Here is a 25,534-nt window from a genome sequence, read left to right as displayed (position 1 = left end):
AACCGGTACAGTGCTCTTGCCTTGGGTGCGTTGGCGACACTGGCCTGAATTTGAGTTAATGGGTCTGGATCCGCTGCTCGGCGGATCACCTGGGATCGAGGAGGCTGGCATTGGCGGAGCCTAATTTTGCTGAACATTATTGGGATTTCATTGAGCGGGGAAGCATCTTGGTAGTGACTCTCAGTGGACCGGCTCATCTGCGGTTGATGGATCCGGAAAATTTCGCGGCATTCCAAGACGGAGAAGAATTCGAAGCATACGGTGGACTGGCACGCCGTGCTCCATACCGAATCAAGGTGCCCCATTCCGGACCCTGGTTTCTAGCGATTGATCTGACTGGCCTCGGTGCGCGTGGGGTGCGCCACGAAGTCAGCATCGTGCTGCCACAGAAGCTGGAAGCTCGACGACCAGCCCGGGACTAGAAGCAAGATCCCGCAGGAGAACTTAGCCCGCGAGCTCACTCGAAATATCGACAAGCTGTTGCATCCTCATTCCGGGCCAACCGTGGACCATATCCACCCACTGCGCCGGAACACTCGAGAACCCTGAAGCTGCGCCAATGAGCGATCCGGCGATGGCTGCCACGGTGTCGGTATCCACGCCTCCGCGAACAGCCGCTTCCAGCACCGGAACCAAGCGAGCGTTCCCGTCTTCCGGTTCGGCGGTGGCGATCGCGCTCCAAGCACCTTGGAATGCTTCAACGACCCAACCGTTATTTGTGAAGTCCCGAGGTCGATGGTTTTCGGCCTGGTGGATGCGCTGCTCCCATGCTTGTGCGCGTTCTGGTTCAAGCATCGCAAGACCACTGCGAATATCTAGTTCGCCGGTGAGCACAGCGTGGTGAATGGCTACTGTCCAAAGCCCGCAGGCCTCAGCGGCTTCATCATCAAAATGGGTCAGCTTGCTGATAGCTGCCGCAGCTTCGAATGCGGCAGCAGGCGGTTCAGACAGATAAGCCAGCGCCACGGGCGCTGTGCGCATGAGACTGCCGTTCCCGCCGGAGCGGCCAGTTCTCCGGTGAATCTGTTCAGAACCAGCTAGCGCATCATCAGCGGTCGGCTCGGCTCTTCCGTCAGCAGACGCAACATGCTGGGCGTGGGCAAGGACAGCCCGCGTCTGGTTGCCGACGTCCGGTGCGTTCGTGGCCCATTTGGCCCATTCCCGAACCATGTAGTTGCTCGCGTCACCATCAAGCTTGCCGTTGGAATCCAGCAGGCCCTGGGCAATGACTATGGCCATTGAGGTGTCGTCGGTCCACTCCCCGGGCGCAAAATCGCCCAACCCGCCACCAATCATCGAGATTTTGGCGGATTCGGGCAACGGTGCGTTGAATTCGTAGCCCGCGCCCAGGGCATCTCCGGCAGCCATCCCGGTCAGGACTCCACGAATTCGATCTTTCACCTGTACTGAATGTGCCATTTGCGCCTTTCACAGGGTGGTCGCCAATGCAGAGTAATACTGCTTGGATCCACTGTACCGATGCGCGGCGACAGTAGAGCTACCTGAGCGGCCCCGATAGCGTTCCCACGGTTGATTTGCGTCCTTGCGTCGTCGACCGGAATAGCGAACGAGGACATTGATGCGGTCACGATAACCGTTCCGCTTCTACCTGCGATCCCGACTTCGGTAAATAGCTCACCCGGTTGGCTTCGTCGCTGTCCCGGCTTGCTGCAAGCGCTCACGGGCATCGCCGAGCGGAGGCAGATCTCCTTGATCTCGATAGGCGTTTGACCCAACTTCTTGCAGTTATGGCCAATGCCCTGCAGGAACCAGGTTCCTGCAGGGCATTGGATGTCGCCAGCCTCGGTCGTTGCGCCTAGGCGAATGCAGGCGGTGGCGGAGTCGTGGGGTCAGTTGGGTGCCCCGGCGCCGGCTCAGTGGGATCCTGCGGGCCCGGGGGCGGGATCGGCCCATCCGGATGCGAAGGGCTTGGTGGTACGTCCGGCTGCGCCGGGCTTGGCGGAGCATCTGGTGTCGGCGGTTGCGCTGGCGGTTCTGGCTGGTCGGGAATACTCGGATCACCCTGCATCGGAGCACCTGATTCGTGTAAGTGATTCATTGGAACCTGCTTTCCGTCGTATCGGTTCGACCATTCAACGACGGATCGTCTCCGCCTTGCAACGGCATTCAGGAATCGCAAAGCTGCAACAGTGCCGCGACATGGCGTGGTCGCGTCGAATCGGAAAGCATCACTCGGTTCAACCCATTGGTTTCGCAAGCTGCCGTGCGCCAGCGCAGCCGACCTATAGCAGCATGCGCACGATTGGTGTCGCGATGAGGATGGTCAGGACAACGCGCACGAACCAGATAGCTACCATCTGCGGGATGTTCAGCGGAATCTGCGTCGCCAGGACGCATGGCACCAATGCTGAAAAGAAGATGATTGCAGAGACGCAAACGATGGCGATCACCATGCGCAGCTCGATGGATTCGTGTCCCGCAATGAGGGTTGCTGGAAGGAACATTTCAGCAATGCCGGTAGCCGAAGCCTTGCCAGCCAGCAACGGGTCATCCAGCCCGACGATCCAGGCAAATGGGACAAACAGGTATCCTAGCCAGTCGAAAACTGGAGTGAAGCGGGCAACCACCAGTCCGAGCAATCCGACAGAGAGAATGGACGGCAAAATTGCCATGGCCATTTTCAGCCCATCCCATACGTTGGCGCCGACATTCTTGAGCAGCGATGGCGCTCGCCGCGAGGCTCCCATGGCTTCGCTCCAGGCAACGCGTGCACAATTGCCCGTGACCAGTTTTTCCTTGTCATGTTCCATGCCCAGGTACGTCGTGTCTGGAATCCGGCTCAAAGGCGGAATGCGCACCGAAATGGCGGTCACCGCAAAGGTGACTACCAGCGACAGCCAGAAGTACAGGCTCCAGTGGTCCATCAGGTCCAGCGCCTTGGCAACAATAACCATGAAGCTGGCTGACACCGTGGAAAAACCGGTAGCGATGATGGCAGCTTCGCGACCCGTGTAGCGGCCGCCACGGTACATGCGGTCGGTGATCAGCAGACCCAGCGAGTAGCTTCCCACGAAGGAAGCCACGGCATCCACGGCCGAACGTCCCGGGGTGCGCCAAATTGGACGCATGACCGGTTGGCAGAAGACACCAAGGAACTCCATCAGCCCGTAGCCAACTAGCAAGGCCAAGAAGATGGCACCTACTGGAACGATCAAGCCAACGGGAATGACCAATTTGTCCAGCAGAAAAGGACCCATGTCCGGATCGCTGAGCCACGCCGGGGCAAAGTTGAAGAGCAGCGAACAGCCGACAGCCAGCCCGAAGATGTTCAGGAATGCGAATATGCCACGTACCTTGGATGCCTTCCATCCTCCGGTGACGAAGGGAATAACTGTCCCGCAGACGAGCATCAGCAAGATAATGTACGGAACGACCGGTGCCGCGGCAGTTTGAATCCACGTCACCAAGTGATCCAACGGGATGGTGCTCTTGCCGTTGATGGTGATGGGGAGGAAGAAGAACAAAATACCGATAAGGCTATAGATCACGAATCGCAGAACGACCGGAAGAGTGCTTTGTGCTTCAACGCTTGAAGTTGTCATAGGATACCGCCTTGTCGATGAGGGCGAGGGCATTAGCGTGATTTGATGCGATATCCATACAACGCGACTCTGGCCCAGCAATGTGACGGGGATCGCTTTTATTGTCCGGAGTTTCAGACTTCGCGCAGATGAGCGCTTCTGCGCGCTTCCTGTGGCTGCGCAGATGGAAGCAGGCCCACAGAACGATCGCCCCCACTTGCCATGATTCTCATAGGACTAGTCTGTAGGATCGATATAGTCTGCATAGGCACTGATTCCAGCTTTCGGCTGAAAAAATGCGCTCAAATAGGTCTTGGCGTCATGCAGGGAATAACCTAGGGAGAACACATACGCAACCGATGGCGCACACCCATCGGCCACGACGTTTCAATGCAGCACGCAGCACATAGATTGTCCAGCAGAAACGAAGGCACCATTTTGAACGGCAATGCCACCTTTAAGCACCACAACGTTGCGCTTTTATCAGTGAACAGCGTCCTCGCACCCGAGGTGGTGAGCTCTGCAGAATTCGACGAGCGACTTGCTCCTAGCCTGAAACGCCTTCGCCTGTCCAAGAAGCTTCTGGAACGAGTTTCCGGGGTCAAGGAACGCCGCTGGTGGTCCGATGGCGTTGAATTCGACGACGCTGCAATTCTTGCCGGCAAGAAGGCGCTGGCCCAGGCCGGTGTCGATGCCAGCGAAATCGGCCTGCTGATCAACACTTCGGTCACCCGCCGCAACTTGGAGCCGTCGGTGGCTTCCAAGGTGCACAACGGCTTGGGCTTGCCATCCTCCGCCATGAATTTCGACGTGGCCAACGCCTGCCTCGGCTTCGTCAACGGCATGAGCCTGGCAGCGAACATGATCGACTCCGGCCAGATCAAGTACGCCCTGATTGTTGCCGGCGAAGATGCCAAGCCAACCCAGGAAACCACTTTCCAGCGGCTGAACGCCGAAACTTCCACGCGCGATGACTACATGCGTGAATTCGCCACGCTGACCTTGGGTTCCGGCGCCGCCGCTGCGGTCATTGGCCCAGCGGATGCGCACCCGGAAGCGCACCGCATCGTCGGCGGCGTATCGCGTGCCGGCACCGAGCACCACGAGCTGTGTGTCGGCGGACCCTCGGGCATGTACACGGACACGAAGGGCTTGCTGGATAACGGCCTCGAACTGGTCGTGGATGCCTGGGATGAAGCCCATCAATCCGGTTGGAATTGGAAGTCCATGGACCGCTACGTGACCCATCAGGTTTCCAAGTCCTACACCAATGCCATTATCAAGGCCGTCGGCCTGGTCAAGGACCGCGTGCCAATCACTTTCTCCAAGTGGGGCAATGTCGGACCGGCTTCCCTGCCCATGACCCTGTCCCAAGAAGCCGACTCGCTGAAGAAGGGCGACCGGGTGCTGTGCATGGGCGTCGGTTCCGGCCTGAACACCGCGATGATGGAGATTGCCTGGTGACCGAGCTTTTCCCCGGTGTAGATGCCATTTATTCGAAGTATCTGGAAGTACCGTCCACGTCGCAGGTGGACTCCCCGGGCACTAGGCACCGGTGGCACGTCCTGGATAACAACGAAGAACTGAAGCAACGCGGAATTGAGCCGGCCGGCACCTTGCTCTGCGTGCACGGCAACCCCACCTGGTCCTACCTCTGGCGCAGCCTGCTGAACCATGTGTCCGAGCACGGGCTGCTGTGGCGAGTGGTGGCAGTGGACCAGCTGGACATGGGCTTCTCCGAGCGCAGCGGCAAGTTCCGCCGCCTGGCCGACCGCGTCAACGATCTCGGCGATCTGACTGGCGCACTGGGGCTAACCGGCAAAATCACCACCGTAGGCCATGACTGGGGCGGCATCATCTCCCTGGGCTGGGCCGTCTCCCACCCGGACCAGCTGGAGAACGTGGTGTTGACCAACACCGCAATCCACCCTGCAGGCTTCGAGCTTCCCTCCGCGCTGAAACTCGCGTCCCACCCCGCGGTGCACGGTTGGGGCACCAAGACTTCCCCTGCCTTCTTGCAGGTAACCCACGCGCTGGCGCAGCCGGCCTTGGCCCCGGATATCCGCAAGGCCTTCATGGCCCCGTACACCAACGCTGAAAAGCGCGAGGGCGTAGCCAACTTTGTCGCCGATATCCCGTTCTCCCAGGATCACCCAAGCCGTCCGGCCTTGGACGAGATCTCGGAAGCAGTGCGCTCCTTGAAGGTCCCGGCCCTGATGCTCTGGGGACCCAAGGACCCGGTCTTCTCCGACCGCTACCTGCGCGATCTGATGTCGCGACTGCCCCACGCCCAGGTACACCGCTTTGAAGGCTCCAGCCATTTGGTGGGCGAAGACAACGATATTGCCACCCCGATCTTCCAGTGGCTTGCCGGCGAGAAGAGTTCCAAGAACACCTCGCGTGCCCAATCCCTGGGCGAATACCGTCCGATGCTTGCCGAACTCGATTCGCGCACCGAGGACCAATCGGCCGCGGTCGTGGACATCAATCCTGCGCGATCGCTGTCCTGGGCCGAACTGGGGCAGCGCGTGAATGCCCTGGCCGCAGGATTGCGGCAGATCGGAGTGGAGGCCGGCGACCGGGTGAACCTGCTGGTTCCACCGGGAATTGAACTGACCACCCTGATCTACGCCTGCCTGCGCCTGGGTGCGGTCATTGTGGTGGCCGATGCCGGCCTTGGCACCAAGGGCATGGGACGAGCCATCAAGGGTGCTGGCCCGAGCTACCTGATTGGCATCGACCGTGCGCTCACCGGTGCGCGGCTGTTCGGCTGGCCGGGAACCAGGATTGCCGCTGGAGACCTGCCTGCTGCGAAGCGCAAGCTGCTGGGGGTAGCCCATACCCTGCCCGAGCTCTATGAAGCCGGCAGCCAGGCCGCTTCCGGGTCCCGGGTTTTCGAGCCATCCGATCCGGATGCCGATGCGGCGGTCCTGTTCACCTCCGGCTCCACCGGTCCGGCCAAGGGAGTGGTGTACACGCATCGCGAACTGGCCGCCATGCGCGATACCCTGCGTGAAACCTACAACCTCAAGGCCGGCTCTGCGCTGGTGGCAGGCTTCGCGCCGTTCGCGCTGCTGGGCCCTGCTTTGGGTGCCACCTCGGTCACCCCGGACATGGACGTCACCGCACCGCGGACCTTGACTGCCGCTGCGTTGGCAGACGCCGCCCTCGCGGTGGATGCAACCACCGTCTTTGCCTCCCCCGCCGCGCTGGCTAATGTCCTGGAAACCCAGGATGCGCTGAACCAGGCTCAGCGGGAAACCTTGGAAGGCGTCTCGCTGATGCTGTCCGCCGGCGCCCCGATTCCCGAGCATCTGCTGGCCAAGGTGCAGGATCTGGTTCCCAATGCCCGGGTCCACACCCCGTACGGCATGACCGAGGCCTTGCCAGTCACCGATATCGACTTGGCCGGCATCCGCGCTGCCGGAGCGGGCAATGGCGTGTGCGTGGGCACCGCAGTCGCCGGAGCCACCGTTGCCATCGCGCCGATTGACGCCCTGGGCGTGGCCGGAGACAAGCCGGAATACACCCCGAATGCCACCGGCGAAATCCTGGTCCGCGCCCCGCACGTCAAGGACCGCTACGACCGGCTGTGGATCACCGAACAGCTCAGCGTCTCCATCCCCGGCTGGCATCGCACCGGCGATGTCGGGCATCTGGATGAGGCCGGACGCCTGTGGGTCGAAGGACGCCTTGGCCACGTGCTGCGCACCGCCAAGGGCGCTATTACCCCGGTAGCCGCCGAGCACGCTGTCGAGTCGGTTGCTGGCGCTGGCCGTGCCGCGCTGGTCGGCGTGGGACCTGACGGAACCCAGGCCGCGGTGGTCGTCATGGAAACGGTGCCCGCGGCCCGCAAATCCGGTCCGGCCGCCAGCGATCTGGCCCGCCAGGTTCGCGCCGCGGTCGCGGCCACTGGCACCGAGGTGGCAGCGGTCCTGGTAGTCCCAAGCCTGCCCACCGATATCCGGCACAACTCCAAGATTGACCGGGCCGCGCTCGCCCACTGGGCTGCCGCGGCCCTCGCAGGTGGAAGGATCCGCAATCCGTGAGCCCATCGAAAAATGAAGACGCTGCCCGTCGCGTTCTGGTCACCGGAGCCAGTGGCATGCTGGGTGGCGCTGTAGCCCAGCTATTGCGCGACAAGGGCCACCATGTGCGCACCTTCCAGCGCGGCAGCTCGGCATCAGCCATCGATGAAGTCCGCGGCTCGCTCACGGATCCGCAGGCTGTCGCCGCGGCCGTGGAGTCCATGGACGCGGTCATCCACCTGGCAGCCAAGGTCTCCTTCACCGGTGCATGGGAAGACTTCGCCGCCACCAATATCGCGGGAACCAGCAATCTGCTCGAAGCGTCCAAGCGCGCAGGAATCAGGGATTTCGTGTTCGTCTCTTCCCCTTCCGTGGCGCACTTCGGCGATTCGCTGGCGGGCGCCGGTGCGGGTGAGGCCGATCCGGCCAAGGCGCATGGATTCTATGCACGCTCCAAGGCAGCGGCCGAGCTCAATGCCCTGGGCGCCGATTCGCCAGCACTTCGCGTCACCGCCATCCGCCCGCACGTTGTGTGGGGACCCGGCGATACCCAGCTGGTGGAACGCGTCATCCAGCGGGCCAAGGCCGGACGGCTGCCCCTGCTGGACCAGGGCGCAGCACTGATCGACACCACCTATATCGACAATGCCGCTGCGGCGATTGTCCGCGGTCTGGAACGCATGGACCACGCCCACGGGCGAGCCCTGGTGGTCACCAATGGCGAACCTCGGCCGGTGGGCGAGCTGATCGCCGGCATCTGCAAGGCTGGCGGCGCCCCGGCTCCGAAGCTCAACGTTCCGGGCTGGCTGGCCCGTGCGGCCGGTTCGGTGATCGAGAAGTTGTGGTTGGCAGCCGGTTCGCGCAACTTGGTTCATGATGAGCCGCCGATGACCCGTTTCCTGGCCGAGCAGCTGTCTACCGCGCATTGGTTCGACCAGCGCGAAACCCATGAAGTCCTGGACTGGAAACCTGCGGTAAGCATTGACGAGGGCCTGGAGAAGCTGGCGGATCACTACCAGAACTAGTTGGCCGGGAAGGCAGCCGCCGTTTTTGGAGCGCGCGCAGTTGCCTTGGCAGCAGTCCGTGCGTCTTGGCGTCATCTGCTTTCGTGGATTCCTGCCCAGCCATTGCGCTGGGATATCTTGATTCAATGAGCAAGAAGATTTCATACCAGGGCGAAGCCGGCTCCAACTCGAATATGGCCTGCATGCAACGTTTCCCGGACATGGAAGCCGTGCCTTGTGCCAGCTTCGAGGACGCGTTCGCCATGGTGGAAAACGGTGAAGCGGAGCTGGCGATGATTCCGATAGAGAACTCCATTGCCGGTCGCGTTGCCGATATCCATGTCCTGCTCCCCGAGTCGGAACTGCACATTGTCGGCGAGCACTACCTGCGGATCCGCTTCGACCTTCTCGGACTGCCTGGCAGCACCATCGCGGATGCGGCCGAGGTGCACAGCCACATCCATGCGCTGGGCCAGTGCCGCAAGGTCATACGCCAGCACGGCCTGACCCCGGTGATTGCCGGTGATACTGCAGGTTCGGCCCGCGAAGTGCGCGAATGGAACGATCCTGCCAAGCTCTCGCTCGCTCCGCCCATGGCGGCCGAACTCTACGGCTTGGAGGTGCTGGCTTCCGGTGTCGAGGACGACCAGACGAACACGACCCGCTTCGTAGTGCTCGCCCGCAGGCACGAACTGCCGCACCGTTCCCAGCTCCCCGACTCGGTGATTACCACTTTGGTGTTCCAGGCGCGCAACGTGCCTAGCGCGCTATACAAGGCATTAGGCGGATTTGCCACGAACGGCGTGAATCTCACCCGCATGGAAAGCTACATGGTCGGTTCGTCCTTCGCCGCTACCACCTTCATGGTCGACATCGAGGGCCACCCCGAAGACCTTCCTGTGCGCTTGGCGTTGGAAGAACTGGAATTCTTCACCTGGGAAATCAAGATCCTCGGCACGTACGCGGCCAGCGAGCATCGCCAACGGGGTTCGGCAGCTTTCGTCTAGGCCTGCCCCGGCTTTCTGCGTCCGGGGGCGGCTGGACGATCCGCTGCCACTACCCCCTCCATGAGTAGCGGCGTTCGGGCCTGCCGACTCCCCCGTAGCGCAGGTTCACCTGAGCCAGGTTTTCCTCTGCCAGGTATTCCAGATACCGGCGAGCGCTCACCCGGGACGTGCCCAGCTTCTGCGCGGTTTCGGTGGCCGATATGGGTTCGGCAGCTTCCTTGACGATGCTCTCAACCAGTTCCATGGTTTCGGCGCTGCAGCCTTTGGGAAGAGGCCGGCGCTTTTGTCCGCCGAGCCCGAAGAGCATGTTCACATCGGCCTGCTGCAATTCCTGGTCCGCTGCTTCGCCCAGCGGCTGGTAGGCCTTCGCGTAGTGCTCCAGCCGTTCGCGCAGGTCATCCCGCGAGAAGGGCTTCATCAGATAGTGGACGATGCCGCCACGAAGCGCGCGGCGCACGGTATCCATTTCCCGCGCCGCGCTGATCACCAGGACATCGAGCTCCGGCTGGACTTCGCGCAGGCGCTGCAAGAGGTCCAGGCCGTTCATGTCCGGCAAATGGATATCGAGCAAGATGAGATCCGGCGAGAGCGCGCCGGCGGCCTTGATCGCGTCACCGGCGGAGTGCGCCACGCCGACCACGGTGAACCCCGGTTCGCTGTTGACGAATCCAGCGTGCACCTTGGCGACCATGAAGTCATCGTCGATCACCAGTACTTTGATCACTTCTTGCTTCCTACTTCCTGAGCGTGGCGGTAAACCGGGCACCTTGTGCATTGGCCGCGGCCAGCTCTCCACCGCGGCGGCGGCAAACCAGGCGGCTGATGGCAAGGCCGAAGCCCCTGCCGCCGGAAACCGCGCTGTCCTTGGTGGAGAAACCTTGGGTGAAGATCTCGTCCATGGCATCTTCCGCGATGCCTTCTCCATTGTCCCTCACGGTGATTCGCACCAGCTCGCTGGTTTCCTCGATCCCGACCTGGATTTCCGGATTGGCAGCCGCAGCAGCCGCGTCCATCGCGTTATCGACGAGATTGCCAATCACGGTGGTCAGATCCCGCGCCAGCTGGTCCTCGCACCTGCCCAAGGTTGAGCTAGGCGCCATCTTCAGGTGCACCCCTCGCTCGGCGGCCACGCTGGACTTGGCAATCAGCAACGCGGCAATCGTGGGTTCGGCGATGCACGCGGAGACGTCCTCGAAGATCTTGCTCCGGCTGAAGCTCACGCCATCGATGAAGCCCACGACTTCGTCGTATTCCCCGAGCTGGATCAACCCGGAAATTGCGTGCAGCTGGTTGGCGAATTCATGGGTCTGCGCCCTGAGCATGTCGGCGGTGGCCTTGCTGTCTCCAAGTTCTTGTTCCAGCAGGGTCAGTTCGGTCTTGTCGCGGAAGGTGGTGACCGATCCCAAATCCCGCCTGGCGGTCTTGACCGGCATCCGGTTGAAGACCAATACCCGCTCGCCGACAAGGAATTGCCGGTCGGGCAGCTCTTGGCTGGTGGTCAGTGCATGGCGGACCTGCGGAACAACATCCAATTCGTCCAGGGTCCTGCCCACGCAGTGACTGGGCAGCTGGAGCAGCTCGATGGCGACATCATTGGCCAGCATCACCCGGCTATCCGGCGACACCGAGATGATTCCCTCTTTGACTCCGTGCAGCAGGGCTTCGCGATGCTCGAAAAGCTCTGCAATTTCCCGGGGTTCAAGCCCGCGGGTCTGGTGCTTGACCCGGCGGGCCAGCAAGACTGAGCCGGCGGTCCCCAGCAGCAGGGAAATGACCAGGGTGAACAAGGCGTTGGGAGCGATCTCCTGGATCATCTCGCCGGTGCTGGGATAGCTTTGGCCGGCGCTGACAATGCCGACCATCTTCCCTTCGTCGTCCAGCACCGGAACCTGCGCAATCAATACGTGGTTGCCATTGCGCCAGATTTCCCCGGTCCATCCGCGGCCTTCGGTGACGGCGGATTCAGGGTGCAGTATCGAGGTTCCGACTTCATCCGGGTAGCTGGAGGTGACGACCGTTCCCCGGGGATCGGCAATGGTCACGAATTGGAGACCCGAGGTGCTGCGCACCGATTCGCCCATGGCCGGCAACGCCGAACCCATTTCCGGCTCCGCCTCGGGAAGGAGCACGCGCAGCAGGGGGTTTGCAGCCAGCGATTCGGCGGCCGAGAGGCTGCGGCGCCCCTCGATTTTTTCGAAGTTATTGGTGGCCTGGGTCAGCGATACCGTGATGACCCCTGCCAGCACCACCGCGATAATGAGCAATTGCAGTATCAGGTACTGCCCTGCAAGGGTCAGCTTGCGGCGCGTGTACAGATTAGCGAGCCAGAAACGCACGGCACCCATTGCCTCGCCCCCAATATTCCAGAAATCCACGTTGCACCCGGCAGGTCCTTGCTGGCACCTGCATCCGGGCACTGTGCTACCTTACCGAAGATTCGAATGGTTCAGATCACAATTTCCGGTTACACAATGAACAGTATTTTCTTTGAGTACGCAAGAGTGACCCGGCTCACGATGGCACGTAAGTTGGTATCACTCGCAACCCCGATGAAAGCAAAGAGGCTGAATCCCCATGAAACCCTTCAAGTCGTTCCGTGCGCTGAGCGCGCTGGCAGCTGCCGCTGCACTGGCCCTGACCGCCACTGGCTGCGGCGTGACATCAGAGTCTTCCAGCACTGATGCCGCAGAGTCCAAGGGCCCCATCGCGAACCTCCGCATCATGGTGCCAAACACCCCAGGCGGCGGCTACGACACCACTGCCCGTGTTGCCGCCAAGGTGATGGATGACGCATCGCTGGCCAGCAACCCTGAAGTCTTCAACCTTGCCGGTGCCGGAGGCACCGTCGGCTTGGCCCGCATTGTCAATGAGAAGGGCAATGGCGATCTGGCCATGCTCATGGGCCTGGGCGTGGTGGGTGCAAGCTACACCAACGAAACCGACTCCAAGCTGACCGATACCACCCCGATTGCCAAGCTCATCGAAGAGCCCGGAGCGATCATGGTTTCCAAGGATTCTCCATACAAGAGCATTGACGACTTGGTCAAGGCCTGGAAGGACGACCCAAGCAAGCTCTCGGTCGGCGGCGGCTCCTCCCCTGGCGGCCCGGACCATCTGCTGCCAATGCAGCTGGCCGAAGCCGTGGGCATTGATCCCAAGGACGTGAACTTCGTATCGTACGATGGCGGGGGCGACTTGCTGCCGGCCATCCTGGGCAACAAGCTGGCCTTCGCTGCCTCCGGTGCCGGCGAGTACATGCAGCAGATCGAAGAGGGCTCTGTTCGCGTACTGGCCACCAGCGGCGAAGAGCGCCTGGAAGGCGTAGATGCCCCGACCCTGAAGGAATCGGATATCGATCTGGTGTTCTCCAACTGGCGCGGTCTGGTGGCTCCACCTGAGATTTCCGAAGAGGACAAGGCCAAGTGGGTCAACCTGGTCACCGAAATGCATGATTCGGCCGAGTGGAAGGAAGCCCTGGCGACCAACGGCTGGAGCGACGCCTTCATGACCGGTGACGAATTCTCCGCCTTCCTCACCGACCAGGACGAGCGCGTTGCCAGCGTCCTGAAGACCCTGGGCCTGGCGTGAGCGAAGTAGGCACCGCAAAGAAGAAACGCGTCGAACTCCTGTTCGCCGCGTTTCTTCTTATCGTCGGAATCATCGTGTTTGTTGACGCGTCGCAGCTTCATGTGACGTACTCCCAGGCAGACGTTGTAGGTCCCAAGGCCCTGCCTTACGTCGTCTCGGGCATTCTCATTCTTTCGTCCATTGCCTTGGCCATCACCGTCATGCGTGGCAACCTTGCAGCGGGCGAAGAAGGCGAAGACGTGGACCTGAGCCAACCTTCGGATTGGAAGGTCCTGCTCCCGCTGATCGGCATCTTCGTGCTGAACCTGCTGATCGTGAATTGGGCTGGCTGGGTCATCTCGGGAACCATCATGTTCTTCGGCGCGGCCACCTGCCTGGGTGCGCGGCGCTGGGTATTGACCTTGGTTATTTCGCTTGCCTTGGCGCTTGGTTCGTTCTACGGCTTCTATCTGGGCCTGGGCATCAAGCTTCCGGCCGGAATCCTCTCGGGGGTGCTCTAATTGGAAACTCTGGATTTATTGATGGGCGGCTTCGCCTCGGCGCTGACCCCGATTAACCTGCTCTTCGCTTTCGCCGGTGTCATCCTGGGCACCGCTGTAGGAGTGCTCCCGGGCATCGGCCCGGCCATGGCTGTGGCACTGCTGCTGCCATTGACCTTCGGCATGGAAACTTCCAGCGCACTGATCATGTTCGCCGGCATCTACTACGGCGGGATGTATGGCGGGTCAACCACCTCGATCCTGCTCAATACCCCGGGTGAATCGGCAACAGTCATCACGGCCATCGAAGGCCACAAGATGGCCAAGGCCGGCCGTGCGGCACAGGCCTTGGCCACCGCGGCCATTGGATCCTTCGTTGCAGGAACCATCGGTACCGCGCTGCTGGTGACCGTCGCCCCGATCGTCGTGAAGTTCGCGGTGAGCCTTGGCGCACCGAGCTACTTCGCCATCATGGTCCTCGCTTTGGTAACTGTCACCGCAGTCTTGGGCTCTTCCAAGATCCGCGGGTTCGCTTCCCTGGGCTTGGGCTTGGCCATTGGCCTGGTCGGCATGGACCCGGTCTCCGGGCAGCAGCGCCTGACTTTCGGCTTCGCTCCCCTGGTGGACGGCATGGACATCGTGGTGGTCGCCGTGGCGATCTTCGCCATTGGCGAGGCGCTGTGGATTGCCGCGCACTTGCGCACCAGCCCGGCCCGCACCATTCCGGTGGGTGCCCCGTGGATGGGCAAGGAAGATTGGAAGCGTTCGTGGAAGCCCTGGCTTCGCGGTACCGCCTTTGGGTTCCCCTTCGGCGCGCTGCCTGCCGGCGGTGCCGAAGTTCCGACCTTCCTGTCCTACGTCACCGAAAAGAAGCTGTCCAAGCATCCTGAGGAGTTCGGCCACGGCGCCATTGAGGGCGTTGCCGGCCCGGAGGCCGCGAACAATGCCTCTGCCGCTGGCACCCTGACTCCGATGCTCGCCTTGGGCTTGCCCACCAATGCCACCGCTGCGGTGATGCTGGCGTTCTTGACCATGAAAGGCATCCAGCCCGGTCCGCTGCTCTTCGAGAATGAACCAGACCTGGTGTGGGCCCTGATTGCCAGCTTGTTCATTGGCAACACGTTGCTGCTGCTGATCAACCTGCCATTAGCGCCGCTATGGGCGAAGCTGCTGAAGATCCCGCGCCCCTACCTGTACGCAGGCATCTTGTTCTTCGCAACGCTGGGCGCCTTCTCGGTGAACATGCAGGTAGCTGATCTCTGGCTGCTGCTGCTGATCGGTTTGCTGGGCTTTGCCTTGCGCCGCTTCGGCCTGCCAGTGCTTCCGCTGATCCTTGGTGTCATCATCGGCCCCATGGCCGAGGAACAGCTGCGCAAGACCTTCCAGCTTTCTGCTGGTGAAGTCTCAGGTCTCTGGAGCGAGCCGCTGGCCGTGGGCATCTACGTGCTCATCGCCGTCCTGCTCCTGCTGCCAGTGCTGATCTCCGCTATTCGGCGCAAACGCGGGACAGCGTCTGCCGCCGCCGAGGCCCTGCTGGGCGACGATGCAGCTGGCGGCCCCGAACCGGAACAGGCGAAGCCTGGCCACGGAAATGAGAACAGCAAGGCTGCTGAAAGGAATGAATCATGACGATCGTAGTGGGCTATATTCCCTCGCCAGAAGGCGAAGCCGCCTTGGAACGAGCCATTCTCGAAGCCAGGCGCAGCGAGGTGCGATTGATCGTAGTGAACTCTTCGAAGGGCGATCAGCTCGTTGACGACAGGCTCATTGACGCGAAGCAGTACCACGAGCTGGAAGCCCGCCTTTCCGATGCCGGCATCGATTTCTGGATTGAGCGCCACACCCAGGGTGCCGATGCGGCAGACCAGATCCTGCATGTAGCCCAGGCCCAACGAGCCGAGCTGATCGTGATCGGCCTGCGCAAGCGGACGGCAATGGGCAAGTTCCTCATGGGAAGCAACGCGCAACGGATTCTGCTCCAGGCTTCCTGCCCAGTGCTGTCGCTCAAAGCGTCCAGCGACTGGTAGTTCTGCACGCTGTTCGCTCAACAACGGCCAATGGCCCGCACCACGGGTGCGGGCCATTGGCCGTTGGACTTACTTCTGGTAAGGGTTGGCTGGCGGAGTGCCGCCGCCATTGGCGGTTGGATCCTGCGGCTGCTGGGGAGCAGGAGGATTACCCGGGTGCGGGCGGTAGCCGCCTTCTGCCGGCGGGATGCCACCGGCCAGACGAACGAGTTCAGTGGTGTTCTCTGCCGTGCGGATCTGTGCCAGCAAGGATTCGAGTCCTGCACGGACCAGTACCAAATAGACTAGGGACACCAAAGGACCCACGATCAGGAGCATGAGGAAGCCGAGCATTGCATCAGCCATGAACCCGGAAATCACGATTCCGAGGTAGCCGATCGCCAACAGGACCATGATCAGGATGTAAACGATCTTGATGATCGATGGCGTGATGAATTGTTTGAATTCCAAGTCGAAGAGGGACTTCACCTTATTTGCTTCTTTCTTTAGAGAAATTGCGCTGTCCCGCCCACGTTATCGAATTTCGCAGTATTCTCCCAGTAGCTGGAGCGGAATATCTTCATTTGTTGCGAAAATTTCGCCAACTAGTCGCCTGCGACTGCGTGCGGGTTATTATCCCCTGCCAAGCCAGACCCTAGACTGATTGCATGACAAGCCATGAGAAGCCGACGATTGTCCCAGCCCGATTGCAATCCGGAGACACCATCAGGGCCATTGCGCCATCGTGCTCCCGCGCCTTCGTGATGGAATACGACAATACGAAGTGGATCACTGAACGCTTCGAGGCCATGGGGCTCAAGCAGGAATTCGGCGATCACGTAGACGAGAACGATGACTTCGACAGCTCGCCGATCCCGTCGCGCGTGGCCGATCTGCACGCCGCATTTGCCGATCCATCTGTCGCCGGAATCATCTCGGTCATTGGCGGCTTCAATTCAAACGAGCTGCTCCCCTACCTCGACTGGGATCTCATTGCCGCCAATCCCAAGGTCTTTTGCGGCTATTCGGATTTCACCGCCCTGGCTAACGCCGTGCACGCCAAGACCGGCCTGGTAACTTATGTCGGTGCGCATTGGTCCTCTTTCGGCATGCGCGATCATTTTGAACCGACCGGCCAGTGGTTCCGGACCGCAACCCACGAGCACTCGTGGACCATCGAGCACGCCAGCGAATTCACCGACGATCTGTGGTTCATGGATCAAGACAACAGGTCCGTCCAAGCATCCAGCGGACCATGGATCCTGAACCAGGGGGTGGCCACGGGCAAGGTAATTGGCGGGAATCTGGGCACGCTGCATTTATTGCTGGGCGGCGATTTCATGCCATCTTTGGACGGGGCAATGCTCTTCATCGAGGATGACTCCTCAGAAGACATCCACGAAATCGCCCGGAAGCTCGCCTCGTTCCTGCAGTCCCCCAGCGCGGCTGGCATTACCGGGCTGGCCATCGGGCGCTTCCAGCAGCAGTCCGGAATCACCCGTAGCCTGCTGGAGCAAGTTATCGCAAAGCACCCGATCCTGCAGGGCATCCCGGTTGTGGCCAACCTCGATTTCGGCCATACCTCCCCGATGTTCACGTTGCCGATTGGCGGCTACGCCATGATTTCGACCAGTGCTGATTCAGTGCAGCTGCATTTTGCGCATTCACAGGACCAGCTGAGCTAGCCCATGGGCAACAGCAAGAGGCGGAACCAACCAGAATCCCCTGGTTAGTCCCGCCTCGCTTTGCATTCAGAGGACCACGGCCCTTGCGCGCCTAGGCCTTGCCGATCGCTTCCTTCAGCGCAGCCAGCAGCAGCGCCACCGATCCCGGATTAGCGTTGGGGCCCATCATGCCGATGCGCCAAACGGTGCTCGCGTACTTGCCGACACCGCCGCCGATTTCAATATTGAAGCGGTCGAGCAGGTATCCACGGACCTTCGCCGAATCAACGCCTTCAGGAACGTAGACCGTCGTCAGCTGCGGCAGGCGGTACCCCTCCTGGGCGAATAGCTCCAGGCCCATTTCCTGCAAGCCATCTTGCAGCAAGCCTCCCGCTTCCTGATGGCGGGCGGTGACCGCGTCCAGGCCCTCAGCCAGGATGCGGTCGATGCCGGCTTCCAGCGATGCGACCATCGAGACCGGTGCGGTGTGGTGGTAGGTGCGTTGGCCCCCGGTGGAACCTGTGGCGTAGCCGCCGAGCAAGCCTAGATCCAGATACCAGGATTGGGGCTTCTGGACGCGGCGCTCGAAAGCACGGTCTGAAATGGTAAATGGTGCCAATCCCGGAGCCACGCCGAGGCATTTCTGCGTGCCGGCATAGCCAACGTCAATCCCCCATTCATCAGCCAGCACCGGCATGCCGCCAATGGAGGTCACTGCATCGGTGATCAGCAGTGCATCGCCCTTGATTGCGCCCAGCGCGGCTATATCGGAAACAACTCCGGTACTGGTTTCAGCATGCACGCCGGCAATGACGGTTGGGTTCGGGTGCGCCGCGGCAACGCGTTCGGCATCGATCGGCGTGCCGTATTCATGCTCGACGCGGACTACTTCAGCGCCAGCGCGCGCAGCAACTTCGCACATGCGCTCGCCGAATAAGCCGTTGATCGCGATGACCGCTACGTCGCCTGGGTTGATGGTGTTGACGAAAGCGGCTTCCATGCCAGCTGAGCCCGTGGCGCTCAAAGGCAAGGTACGGGAGTTTCCGGTTCCCCAGAGAGTACGCAAACCATCAGCAACGCGATCCATGCGTGCAATGAACTCCGGATCCAGATGGCCCAGCAGCGGAAGGCCGAGCGCCGCCGTTGCCTCGGGATACGGGTTGCATGGACCCGGTCCGAACAGGTGGCGCTGAAGAACAGTCTTGCTCATGACGACTCTCTTTCATCTCAATGGGATGTTCCAACTAGAGCTCAGCATATCCCGCATCCCAATCCGAAACGAAACATATCTTCCGCATTGCAAAATTACTCGGGTCGAACTACACGGCCGCGGGCTCGATCGCCTCGAGATAATCCGGCAGCTCCGCCACGGATTCGAGGATGGCGGCATGCGGGAACCGGTCCAGCTTTTCGCGGCCCAGCTTCCCGGTCAGCACACCGATCCCATGCACTCCCGCGTGATGCGCGGCCAGCAGGTCGTTGGCGGTGTCGCCTGCGGCAACAACCTTGGCTACATCGCGAATTCCCGTCAGCTCCATGGCTCGATGAATCATGTACGGCGCGGGGCGTCCCGCTGCGGCTTCATCGCCGGCAACCACTGCGTCGAGAAGTTCGCCAGGACCGACCTTCCACCCCAAGCCATCGAGGATGATATCGGCAACATCGCGCGAGAACCCCGTTGTCAATGCGATCTTCTTGCCGCTGGCAGCCAAGCGTTCCAGCGCTTGCACGACACCTGGCAATGCGACGGGCGGATTCTCCTGGTAATACCCCAGCAGCAAATGGCGGAAACGGTCAAACTGCACCTGCACCTGCTCGTCGCTGGCAACAGCTCCGCCAAGTTCAATCAGCGCTTTGATCGCTTCCTTCTTCTCGGCGCCCATCCAATGCTGCAGATCCTCCTCCTTGACCTCAACACCGAATTCGCACACCGCATTTTCCAGAGCCCGGTACACATCGGCATGCTCGTCAATGGTCGTTCCAGCCATATCGCAGGCAATGAGTTCAAACATGTCTTCTCGTTTCATCGTGTTTTCCTGTTCAGACAGCAATGCTTCGCACACGGCTCAATGAGGCGCGATGCTCGCTGGTGTTTTCAATGGTGAAGTTGGCCAGATCCGGCAAATACCGATCATCGGAGTACTCAAGTTTCTGCCCCGATTTGGAGGAAGTCACGCGCCGTTCGCGCAGGAGCGGGGCGCCGAGCCGGACACCCAGCAGCTGCGCGTCCAGTTCATCGGCCGCCACCGCGTCGATGGTGTGCTTGCCTCGGTAGAGGTCTACGCCTTGCTCCCGCAGGTACTCGAAAATCGAACCGTCATCCGCATCGAATTCGAAGAGCAGCCGACCGACTTCTTGGGTAAAGCTAGTCCGCTCCAGCATCGCCGGGCTCCCATCGAGCAAGCGCAGGCGCAGGATCTGCACCACCTTGGCACCTTCTTCGAGTTCGAGCTGCTCGGCCACGAGGGCATCGGCCGGGCGCTGCGCCAATTCCCGCGTTTCCTGTCCAGCCTCCAATCCGATGGAGCGCGCCCAATCAGTAAAGGACATGAAGGTGGTAAACGATTGGGATTGCACCTGTTGCGCCACGATTGGCGGCTTGCCTTGTCCCCCCGCAATGAGGCCCTCCGAACGCAACTGGGCGAGCGCATGCCGGACCGTGCCGCGCGAGGCATTGGCGCGGGCACAGAGTTCTGCCTCGCTGGGCAGGACATCTCCTTCGTGCCATGTGCCAACCGCTATTTCCTGCCGCAACCAGGTGGTGAGGGCTTGGTACTTGGGTTGCTTCTTGTTCTCCATCACCTCTTGATCATACAAGTGGTTTTATTGTGAAATCAGCGATTCACAAGACATTCCAGTGAACTGAAAGTGAATAGACGGACCCCATTCTGAACTCTAGGCAAACTTGTTCAAACAAGTGCCATTTCGGGTTGAATCCGCTCATCCCGGGCATGGATGATCACTGTCGTGAGCAACGAAAAAAATTTCCCGCAGACCCGGCCAGTCGCCAACCACGCAGATGTGCTGGTGATCGGCGCCGGCATTGTCGGCCTGGCCCATGCCGCTCGAGCCCTGGACGCCGGCCTCTCGGTAATCGTCATGGAACGTGACCATGAGGCCATCGGCGCATCGGTCCGCAACTTCGGCCACTGCTGCATCACCGCGCAGTCCGGCGAACTCTACGACCTGGCGCAGTCAGGACGTCCCTTGTGGCTTGACTACGCTGAACGCGCTGGCTTCTGGGCCGTTGAATCGGGAGCTGTCGTGGTGGCCTCGACAGAAACGGAATTGCAGGTCCTGCGCGAACTGTCCGCACGCCGCGAAACCGGACAGGTCGAGATGCTCAACGCGCAGGACATCGCAGAACAGCTCGGACGCGAAAGCACCGAAGGATTCCTCGGCGGCGCGTTCCTGCGTGATGACCTGCGCGTCGACCCGCGCACCACGGTGGCCAAGCTGGGCCAGTGGGTCAACGCCCATGTTGCTGGCAGCGTCCAGTTCAGCACCAGCGCCTTGGGATTCGGTGCCGGCCGGCATCGCCGGGCCAGCGTGCAAACTAATCGCGGCGCCTTCGAAGCCGACCAGGTTTTCGTTTGCGTCGGCCACGACGTGGACTACCTCTTCCCGCAGATCGCGCAGGAGCACCAGATCACCCGGTGCGCGCTGCAGATGCTCCGCGCAGAAGCTTCCGAAGACCTGGAATTGAAGCCGGCCGTCCTCACCGCCACCTCCATGCTGCGCTACGAGGCCTTCACCGAAGTGCCAGCAGCCAAGGCCCTGCAGGCTGAAGTTCTCGCCGAGCACCCGGAGCTGCTGGATATCCAGGCGAATGTCATGTTCACCCAAAGGCCCGACGGCACCCTGCTCATGGGAGATTCGCACAGCTACGCCGCAACCCAAGCTCCCTTCCTCAAGGAAGCGACCTCGCAAACATTGCTCTCGGCCATCGGGGACTACATGAGTGGCACCGAGCTGAAAGTCATTGAACGCTGGCAAGGAATCTATGCCTCCAGCGCTATCGGCCCCTTGCTCATCCGCAATGCCGCCGACGCCATTACCGTCGTCTCCGTGACCGCCGGAGTCGGAATGACCCTGTCCTTCGGCCTGGCCGACAAGAACATCAAGAACCTCGCCAAGCCGGCCATGGCTTCGTCGATCACCGCCTAGCTTAGCTACACCACGCATTGGAGCAAACCATGAAGATCTCTCAGGCATTTAAATTCTCTGCCGTCTCGCTGGGCCTGCTGGCCCTCACCGCTTGCGGGTCCGCCCAGGCGGATGAGCAGGCCGACTCCGCTGCCCCCGCGTTCTGCGCCGATGGGCCCATCAATTTCGGCATCGAGCCCTACGAAGCACCAGCCAAGCTCGAACCGGCGTACGGCGTGCTCGCCGACGCATTGGAGCGCGAGCTCGGATGCGAAGTCGAGGTACAAGTTGTCGAGGACTACGCCGCCGAGGTACTGGCAATGCGCAATGGAAAGCTGGATCTTGGCCAGTTCGGTCCCGTGGGATACGTGTTCGCCAGCCAGCAGGCCGGCGCTGAACCGCTGGTGTCCTTCGGAACCTCCCAAGGTGAGCTCAGCACCTACACCGGCGGCATCTGGGTTGCGAAGGATTCGAAAATCAAGACCCTCGAAGATCTGCGCGGAAAGGACTTCGCACTTGGCGGCGTGGGCTCAACCTCCGGAGATGTCCTGCCCCGCTACGCACTGAAGACTGCCGGCATTGCCGAGTCGGAAGTCAACTTGAACTACGCGGGCGGCCATCCCGAAGCGCTGCTGGCCCTGGCCAACGGAACCGTCGACGCCGCCCAGCTCAACTCGCAGACCCAGGCAGTCGCCGAAGAAGAAGGCACCTTCAACCCGGAAGACTACCGCCAGATCTGGACCTCGGAACCCATCCCGAATGACCCGATCACCATCAGCGCCGATGCCGATCCCGAACTGAAGAAGGCCGTAAAGCACGCGCTGCTGAACCTGCCGGAGGAAGATATCGCCCAGGTAGGAGCTTTCCTGGATGTGACCCCTCCGGGCCCATTGCTGGAAGTCACCAAGGAAACCTACGGCCCGCTGTTCGACCTGGCTTCCGAAATGGGCCTCACCGAGGACGATATCTAACCATGGACACCACGCAATTGGCCCGTCCGGCCCTCTCGGTGAAGTCCCTGGCCAAGACCTTCAACCAGCGCCGCGTGCTTGATGATGTCGATTTCACCGTCAACCGCGGCGAGCTCGTGGCCTTTCTGGGTGCCAACGGCTCCGGAAAATCCACCACCCTCAAGTGCGTCGCGGGATTGGCCACGCCGGATTCGGGAAGCATCGAATTGGATGGCATCCACCTGGCCGATCTCCATGGCCGTGATCTAGCCCGTGCGCGATCCCGGGCAGCCATGGTGTTCCAGAAGATCCATCTGGTGCCCCGCCGCACAGCACTGGACAATGTCTGCGCAGGCGCCCTGGCCCGTGTCACCGGCTTGGCCTCATTCTCCCCCGCTTTCTTCTCGCGCGAACTGCGGGAAGAAGCAATGGCCTGCCTGGACCGGGTTGGCATGGCCGACCGCGCCCTGGACAAGGTCGGGCGCCTTTCTGGCGGACAGCAGCAGCGCGTAGCCGTCGCCAGGGCCCTGTGCCAGCGCGCGTCGGTGCTGCTTGCCGATGAGCCGGTTTCTGCTCTGGACCCGCATGCGGCCGAGAACATCATGGAATTGCTCGCTACCTTGGCGCACGACGAAAACCTTGCAGTCGCCGCGGTTCTGCACCAGCCAGAGCTTGCACAACGCTACGCAGACCGGGCGATCGGGTTGCTGCATGGACGTATCGCCTTCAACGGTCCGGTCCAGAATCTCGGCGACGACTTCTTGGACGTTCTCTACTCTCCCGAGAGGATTGCAGCATGAGCCTCCATACCCGGACTCGCATCAAGGAACAGGCAGTGGAAAGCACTTCGCAAATGATCGCTGGAAAATCCGCCCCAGCACTGCCCAGGGACCCGCACAAGGCCGCCCGGCGTACCCTTTGGATCACCGCAGTTGCAGTGATTGCCGTCCTTCATCTGCTGGCCATCGCGGGAACTGATTTTGATCCGGCGCTGCTCGTGGATGGCTGGCGCGGGATGGCACGATTCATCAGCGACGCATTCCCGCCGGATCTGAGCTGGGACAAGGTCATACTTCCTGGCTTGGAGGCAACGCTGGTCACCTTGTGGATCGGCTTGCTGGGTACGACCTTCTCCATTCCTACGGCCTTGGTGCTCGCTGTGCTCGCATGCCGCACCACGACGCCGCATCCGCTGGCCTACCAAGCAGCACGCAGCATCTTGTCCTTCTTCCGCGCGGTTCCGGACATCGTCTTTGCGCTCATCTTCGTCACCGCCGTGGGCTTGGGTCCCTTCGCAGGTGTGCTGGCGCTGATCTGCCACAACACGGGAGTGATGGGAAAGCTCTGGGCCGAGTCCCTGGAAGAAACCGATCAGGGCCCGCAGGAAGCGCTGTCCACCACCGGCGCATCACGGGTTCAGCAACTTACCCATGGCGCACTGCCGCTGGTGATCCCGCAGTTCGTCGGCTTGCTCTTGTACCGCTTCGACGTCAACGTCCGTTCGTCACTGGTCCTGGGCCTGGTCGGTGCTGGCGGCATCGGCTTGCTCATCAACCAGGCGATCAAGTCGTTCCAGTTCGATACGATGCTTACGCACATCATCATCGTCCTGCTCTTGATCATCGTGGTAGACCAGGCTTCAGGCTTCATCCGCCGCAAGCTGGCAGTCTAGCTCCTCGCCAGTCGGAAAAGCGCGCTTCGGCCCCAGCAAGTGTCCGTGATCCCGGCAGGATCGAGGACGCTGGCTGGGGCTTCATAGCGCTCTGGGGCCAATCGCATGGGCCCATGAAGATGCCTCGGCACCGTTATCGGCGGCGCAGGTCCTGGAAGGTCGCCGATTTCCACTGGACCCGTTGTGCCGGTGGTGGACCGTGCACTGCTATTCAGGAATTCCCATTGGAGCGACGCGCTGGGGCAAGCCGTGCTGATTGCGGCCCTGGACGAGAACCACGCAGGTCGTGGACAGCAGCACTCCGACACTGCAGGCGACGAGAAGCACGCCAAAGCCGCTGGCAGCCTCGATGAGCATGCCGCCCAGAACTGGTCCAAGCGCGAACCCGGTGCCGATCATCAAGTTCGTGGAATTCATCAGGTGGCCGCTGGAGTCCAGGTCGGAGACCGTGGCCAGCAAGTAGGGCAGGATGAAGGTCCAGGAGAATTTGAAGATGATCGCCGCGGCCGCGAACTGCACGGCTCCGCTCAACCCGAACAGCAAGCCGATGGACAGCAGCATCGCCAGATAACCGAGAATGAGGAACAGCGGGCGGCGCGGATGGTCGCCCAGGAATGTGGCCAGCAAGGAGGAAGCAATTCCCGGGACTGTCGCAACAGCGAGAATCAGGCTCGTCGTACCCAAATTGATCTGCGCGGACGCCGCGAATTGCCCCATGAACGACCACACCCCGCTCAACGCTACGTAGAAAAGCATTACCGCCGCCAGGGCCAGAAACGCCTTGGATCTCGGGGCCGGCCGGTGCCCGTAGTTGGCACTATCGGCAGCCGGGTCAGCGGCGCTTCCCAACAGCACGTTGCCATCGATGCGGTGCGCAACCGCCATGCAGCACAGGGCTAGCCCAGCCATGGTCCAGTAGATCGCAGACACCGCGGAATCCGCGAAGAGCACCGGGAAGAGCGCCAGAATCACGGCGCCCATGACCAGCTGGGCCGCAACGAATAACCCATAGGCCCGTCCTGGGTTCGCGCTCCTGCCGCTCAAGCTCAGGATCACCACGGTGATCGAGCCAGCAGCCAGGGACGTCACAATGCGGCACACCGCCAAGAGCGCGTAGTTGTCCGCAAAGCCCGAGACCACATTTCCGGCCACGGCAACCAGCGTGAAGACACGAGTTGCCGTCACGAGGTTGACGCGCTTGAGCCACAGATAGGCGGGGATAGTCGCCAAGCTGAAGGCCCCGAGCTCCATGGACAGCAGCCCGCCTACTTGGGTGGCCGTCAGGCCGAATTGCGCCACCAGCTTGGAGGCGATCACCGGTGCGGTCAGCAGCACCATGTACAGCACCGCGCTGTAGGCACCGATTTAGATGTAGATTCCGCGGTCGCCGCCTGTTTTTGTGCGCGCGCCAGCCAGTATCGAGTCCATGGCTTTCCTTCGAGACAGCG

The 25,534-nt window shown here is 61.4% G+C and carries 23 protein-coding genes; 14 read left to right on the top strand and 9 right to left on the bottom strand.

The genetic code is table 11. The features are described from left to right. Positions 1 to 110: 110 nt before the first annotated feature. A complete protein-coding gene (locus M2368_RS08470) occupies positions 111 to 422 on the top strand; it encodes a DUF1883 domain-containing protein (protein WP_166650648.1) in 312 nt (103 codons plus the stop codon). A gap of 22 nt (positions 423 to 444) precedes the next feature. Here the strand turns inward: M2368_RS08470 and M2368_RS08465 are convergent, their stop codons facing one another. Beyond that, entirely contained in the window at positions 445 to 1,419 is a 975-nt protein-coding gene (locus M2368_RS08465; RefSeq protein ID WP_332486511.1) for an ADP-ribosylglycohydrolase family protein, read from the bottom strand. 824 nt (positions 1,420 to 2,243) lie between these two features. Beyond that, positions 2,244 to 3,563, bottom strand: coding sequence for a YjiH family protein (locus tag M2368_RS08460; protein ID WP_498724337.1), 1,320 nt, complete (start codon positions 3,561 to 3,563; stop codon positions 2,244 to 2,246). Positions 3,564 to 3,980: 417 nt separating this feature from the next. Between M2368_RS08460 and M2368_RS08455 the strand changes: the two genes are divergently transcribed. The 4 genes from M2368_RS08455 to M2368_RS08440 all read left to right on the top strand — a co-directional run bounded on the left by M2368_RS08455 (position 3,981) and on the right by M2368_RS08440 (position 9,581). After that, on the top strand, positions 3,981 to 5,006 hold the full coding sequence (locus M2368_RS08455) for a 3-oxoacyl-ACP synthase III (protein ID WP_013348415.1): 1,026 nt from the start codon (positions 3,981 to 3,983) through the stop codon (positions 5,004 to 5,006). Further along, positions 5,000 to 7,591, top strand: coding sequence for an alpha/beta fold hydrolase (locus M2368_RS08450; protein ID WP_498724370.1), 2,592 nt, complete (start codon positions 5,000 to 5,002; stop codon positions 7,589 to 7,591). The genes M2368_RS08455 and M2368_RS08450 overlap by 7 nt, the downstream gene beginning before the upstream one ends. Beyond that, positions 7,588 to 8,595, top strand: coding sequence for an NAD-dependent epimerase/dehydratase family protein (locus M2368_RS08445; RefSeq protein ID WP_133832984.1), 1,008 nt, complete (start codon positions 7,588 to 7,590; stop codon positions 8,593 to 8,595). Before M2368_RS08450 ends, M2368_RS08445 begins: the two co-directional genes overlap by 4 nt. A 125-nt stretch (positions 8,596 to 8,720) precedes the next feature. Next, positions 8,721 to 9,581, top strand: coding sequence for a prephenate dehydratase (locus M2368_RS08440; protein WP_105661923.1), 861 nt, complete (start codon positions 8,721 to 8,723; stop codon positions 9,579 to 9,581). A gap of 49 nt (positions 9,582 to 9,630) precedes the next feature. Here M2368_RS08440 and M2368_RS08435 read toward each other — a convergent pair whose 3' ends face one another. Together M2368_RS08435 and M2368_RS08430 are read right to left on the bottom strand one after the other, a co-directional pair. After that, positions 9,631 to 10,305 (bottom strand): response regulator, encoded by a 675-nt coding sequence (locus tag M2368_RS08435; protein WP_102598037.1) that lies wholly within the window; start codon positions 10,303 to 10,305, stop codon positions 9,631 to 9,633. 10 nt (positions 10,306 to 10,315) lie between these two features. Beyond that, positions 10,316 to 11,926 carry a sensor histidine kinase gene (locus M2368_RS08430; protein ID WP_105661847.1) on the bottom strand — a complete coding sequence of 537 codons (1,611 nt, stop codon included), beginning with the start codon at positions 11,924 to 11,926 and terminating at the stop codon, positions 10,316 to 10,318. A gap of 229 nt (positions 11,927 to 12,155) precedes the next feature. Here M2368_RS08430 and M2368_RS08425 point away from each other — a divergent pair, with 229 nt between their 5' ends. The 4 genes from M2368_RS08425 to M2368_RS08410 are packed head-to-tail and all read left to right on the top strand — an operon-like array spanning position 12,156 to position 15,675. Continuing rightward, a complete protein-coding gene (locus M2368_RS08425; RefSeq protein ID WP_105661846.1) occupies positions 12,156 to 13,169 on the top strand; it encodes a Bug family tripartite tricarboxylate transporter substrate binding protein in 1,014 nt (337 codons plus the stop codon). Beyond that, positions 13,166 to 13,669 (top strand): tripartite tricarboxylate transporter TctB family protein, encoded by a 504-nt coding sequence (locus tag M2368_RS08420; RefSeq protein ID WP_332594928.1) that lies wholly within the window; start codon positions 13,166 to 13,168, stop codon positions 13,667 to 13,669. Before M2368_RS08425 ends, M2368_RS08420 begins: the two co-directional genes overlap by 4 nt. Before the next feature lie 21 nt (positions 13,670 to 13,690). Beyond that, complete coding sequence (locus tag M2368_RS08415) at positions 13,691 to 15,277, top strand: tripartite tricarboxylate transporter permease (protein WP_483561974.1); 1,587 nt, start codon at positions 13,691 to 13,693, stop codon at positions 15,275 to 15,277. Further along, a complete protein-coding gene (locus M2368_RS08410; RefSeq protein WP_332727091.1) occupies positions 15,274 to 15,675 on the top strand; it encodes a universal stress protein in 402 nt (133 codons plus the stop codon). Before M2368_RS08415 ends, M2368_RS08410 begins: the two co-directional genes overlap by 4 nt. 69 nt (positions 15,676 to 15,744) lie before the next feature. Here the strand turns inward: M2368_RS08410 and M2368_RS08405 are convergent, their stop codons facing one another. Then, positions 15,745 to 16,143: a DUF4282 domain-containing protein gene (locus tag M2368_RS08405; protein ID WP_105661845.1), complete on the bottom strand. Its 399-nt coding sequence runs from the start codon at positions 16,141 to 16,143 to the stop codon at positions 15,745 to 15,747. 179 nt (positions 16,144 to 16,322) lie between these two features. Between M2368_RS08405 and M2368_RS08400 the strand changes: the two genes are divergently transcribed. Next, complete coding sequence (locus M2368_RS08400; RefSeq protein ID WP_105661844.1) at positions 16,323 to 17,339, top strand: S66 family peptidase; 1,017 nt, start codon at positions 16,323 to 16,325, stop codon at positions 17,337 to 17,339. A 91-nt stretch (positions 17,340 to 17,430) separates the two neighbouring features. Here the strand turns inward: M2368_RS08400 and M2368_RS08395 are convergent, their stop codons facing one another. The 3 genes from M2368_RS08395 to M2368_RS08385 form a co-directional block, all read right to left on the bottom strand. After that, the gene (locus tag M2368_RS08395) at positions 17,431 to 18,528 is read right to left on the bottom strand and encodes a pyridoxal-phosphate-dependent aminotransferase family protein (RefSeq protein ID WP_105661843.1); all 1,098 of its coding nucleotides are present in this window, start codon (positions 18,526 to 18,528) and stop codon (positions 17,431 to 17,433) included. 109 nt (positions 18,529 to 18,637) lie between these two features. Beyond that, positions 18,638 to 19,345, bottom strand: coding sequence for a phosphonatase-like hydrolase (locus M2368_RS08390; RefSeq protein ID WP_498724336.1), 708 nt, complete (start codon positions 19,343 to 19,345; stop codon positions 18,638 to 18,640). A 13-nt stretch (positions 19,346 to 19,358) separates the two neighbouring features. Next, positions 19,359 to 20,117 carry a GntR family transcriptional regulator gene (locus tag M2368_RS08385; RefSeq protein WP_133833237.1) on the bottom strand — a complete coding sequence of 253 codons (759 nt, stop codon included), beginning with the start codon at positions 20,115 to 20,117 and terminating at the stop codon, positions 19,359 to 19,361. A gap of 168 nt (positions 20,118 to 20,285) precedes the next feature. On the opposite strand from M2368_RS08385, the gene M2368_RS08380 reads away from it, so the two are divergent. From M2368_RS08380 to phnE, 4 genes are read left to right on the top strand one after another with little or no spacing between them, the layout of a single operon-like run. After that, a complete protein-coding gene (locus M2368_RS08380) occupies positions 20,286 to 21,485 on the top strand; it encodes a TIGR03364 family FAD-dependent oxidoreductase (protein ID WP_286172040.1) in 1,200 nt (399 codons plus the stop codon). A 29-nt stretch (positions 21,486 to 21,514) separates the two neighbouring features. Then, positions 21,515 to 22,435: a phosphate/phosphite/phosphonate ABC transporter substrate-binding protein gene (locus M2368_RS08375; RefSeq protein WP_133832986.1), complete on the top strand. Its 921-nt coding sequence runs from the start codon at positions 21,515 to 21,517 to the stop codon at positions 22,433 to 22,435. Between the two features lie 2 nt (positions 22,436 to 22,437). Continuing rightward, positions 22,438 to 23,214 (top strand): phosphonate ABC transporter ATP-binding protein, encoded by a 777-nt coding sequence (locus tag M2368_RS08370; protein WP_105658231.1) that lies wholly within the window; start codon positions 22,438 to 22,440, stop codon positions 23,212 to 23,214. Then, positions 23,211 to 24,086 (top strand): phosphonate ABC transporter, permease protein PhnE, encoded by an 876-nt coding sequence (gene phnE / locus M2368_RS08365; protein WP_286172041.1) that lies wholly within the window; start codon positions 23,211 to 23,213, stop codon positions 24,084 to 24,086. The genes M2368_RS08370 and phnE overlap by 4 nt, the downstream gene beginning before the upstream one ends. A gap of 207 nt (positions 24,087 to 24,293) precedes the next feature. Here phnE and M2368_RS08360 read toward each other — a convergent pair whose 3' ends face one another. Continuing rightward, positions 24,294 to 25,424 (bottom strand): MFS transporter, encoded by a 1,131-nt coding sequence (locus tag M2368_RS08360; RefSeq protein ID WP_498724335.1) that lies wholly within the window; start codon positions 25,422 to 25,424, stop codon positions 24,294 to 24,296. Positions 25,425 to 25,534: the final 110 nt, after the last annotated feature.

The sequence above is a fragment of the Arthrobacter sp. JUb119 genome, from assembly GCF_024807995.1.
Classification (GTDB): Bacteria; Actinomycetota; Actinomycetes; order Actinomycetales; family Micrococcaceae; genus Glutamicibacter.
Note: the sequence above shows the minus strand (reverse complement) of the source record. Positions and strands in the feature narration are given on the sequence as shown.

Excerpts from the sequence above, each read along its gene's own strand:
- M2368_RS08465 (WP_332486511.1), bottom strand. The coding sequence starts at position 1,419 with ATGGCACATTCAGTACAGGTGAAAGATCGAATTCGTGGAGTCCTGACC.
- M2368_RS08460 (WP_498724337.1), bottom strand. The coding sequence starts at position 3,563 with ATGACAACTTCAAGCGTTGAAGCACAAAGCACTCTTCCGGTCGTTCTG.
- M2368_RS08440 (WP_105661923.1), top strand. The coding sequence starts at position 8,721 with ATGAGCAAGAAGATTTCATACCAGGGCGAAGCCGGCTCCAACTCGAAT.
- M2368_RS08430 (WP_105661847.1), bottom strand. The coding sequence starts at position 11,926 with ATGGGTGCCGTGCGTTTCTGGCTCGCTAATCTGTACACGCGCCGCAAG.
- M2368_RS08425 (WP_105661846.1), top strand. The coding sequence starts at position 12,156 with ATGAAACCCTTCAAGTCGTTCCGTGCGCTGAGCGCGCTGGCAGCTGCC.
- M2368_RS08415 (WP_483561974.1), top strand. The coding sequence starts at position 13,691 with ATGGGCGGCTTCGCCTCGGCGCTGACCCCGATTAACCTGCTCTTCGCT.
- M2368_RS08410 (WP_332727091.1), top strand. The coding sequence starts at position 15,274 with ATGACGATCGTAGTGGGCTATATTCCCTCGCCAGAAGGCGAAGCCGCC.
- M2368_RS08400 (WP_105661844.1), top strand. The coding sequence starts at position 16,323 with ATGACAAGCCATGAGAAGCCGACGATTGTCCCAGCCCGATTGCAATCC.
- M2368_RS08395 (WP_105661843.1), bottom strand. The coding sequence starts at position 18,528 with ATGAGCAAGACTGTTCTTCAGCGCCACCTGTTCGGACCGGGTCCATGC.
- M2368_RS08390 (WP_498724336.1), bottom strand. The coding sequence starts at position 19,345 with ATGAAACGAGAAGACATGTTTGAACTCATTGCCTGCGATATGGCTGGA.
- M2368_RS08385 (WP_133833237.1), bottom strand. The coding sequence starts at position 20,117 with ATGGAGAACAAGAAGCAACCCAAGTACCAAGCCCTCACCACCTGGTTG.
- M2368_RS08375 (WP_133832986.1), top strand. The coding sequence starts at position 21,515 with ATGAAGATCTCTCAGGCATTTAAATTCTCTGCCGTCTCGCTGGGCCTG.
- M2368_RS08370 (WP_105658231.1), top strand. The coding sequence starts at position 22,438 with ATGGACACCACGCAATTGGCCCGTCCGGCCCTCTCGGTGAAGTCCCTG.
- phnE (WP_286172041.1), top strand. The coding sequence starts at position 23,211 with ATGAGCCTCCATACCCGGACTCGCATCAAGGAACAGGCAGTGGAAAGC.
- M2368_RS08360 (WP_498724335.1), bottom strand. The coding sequence starts at position 25,424 with ATGGTGCTGCTGACCGCACCGGTGATCGCCTCCAAGCTGGTGGCGCAA.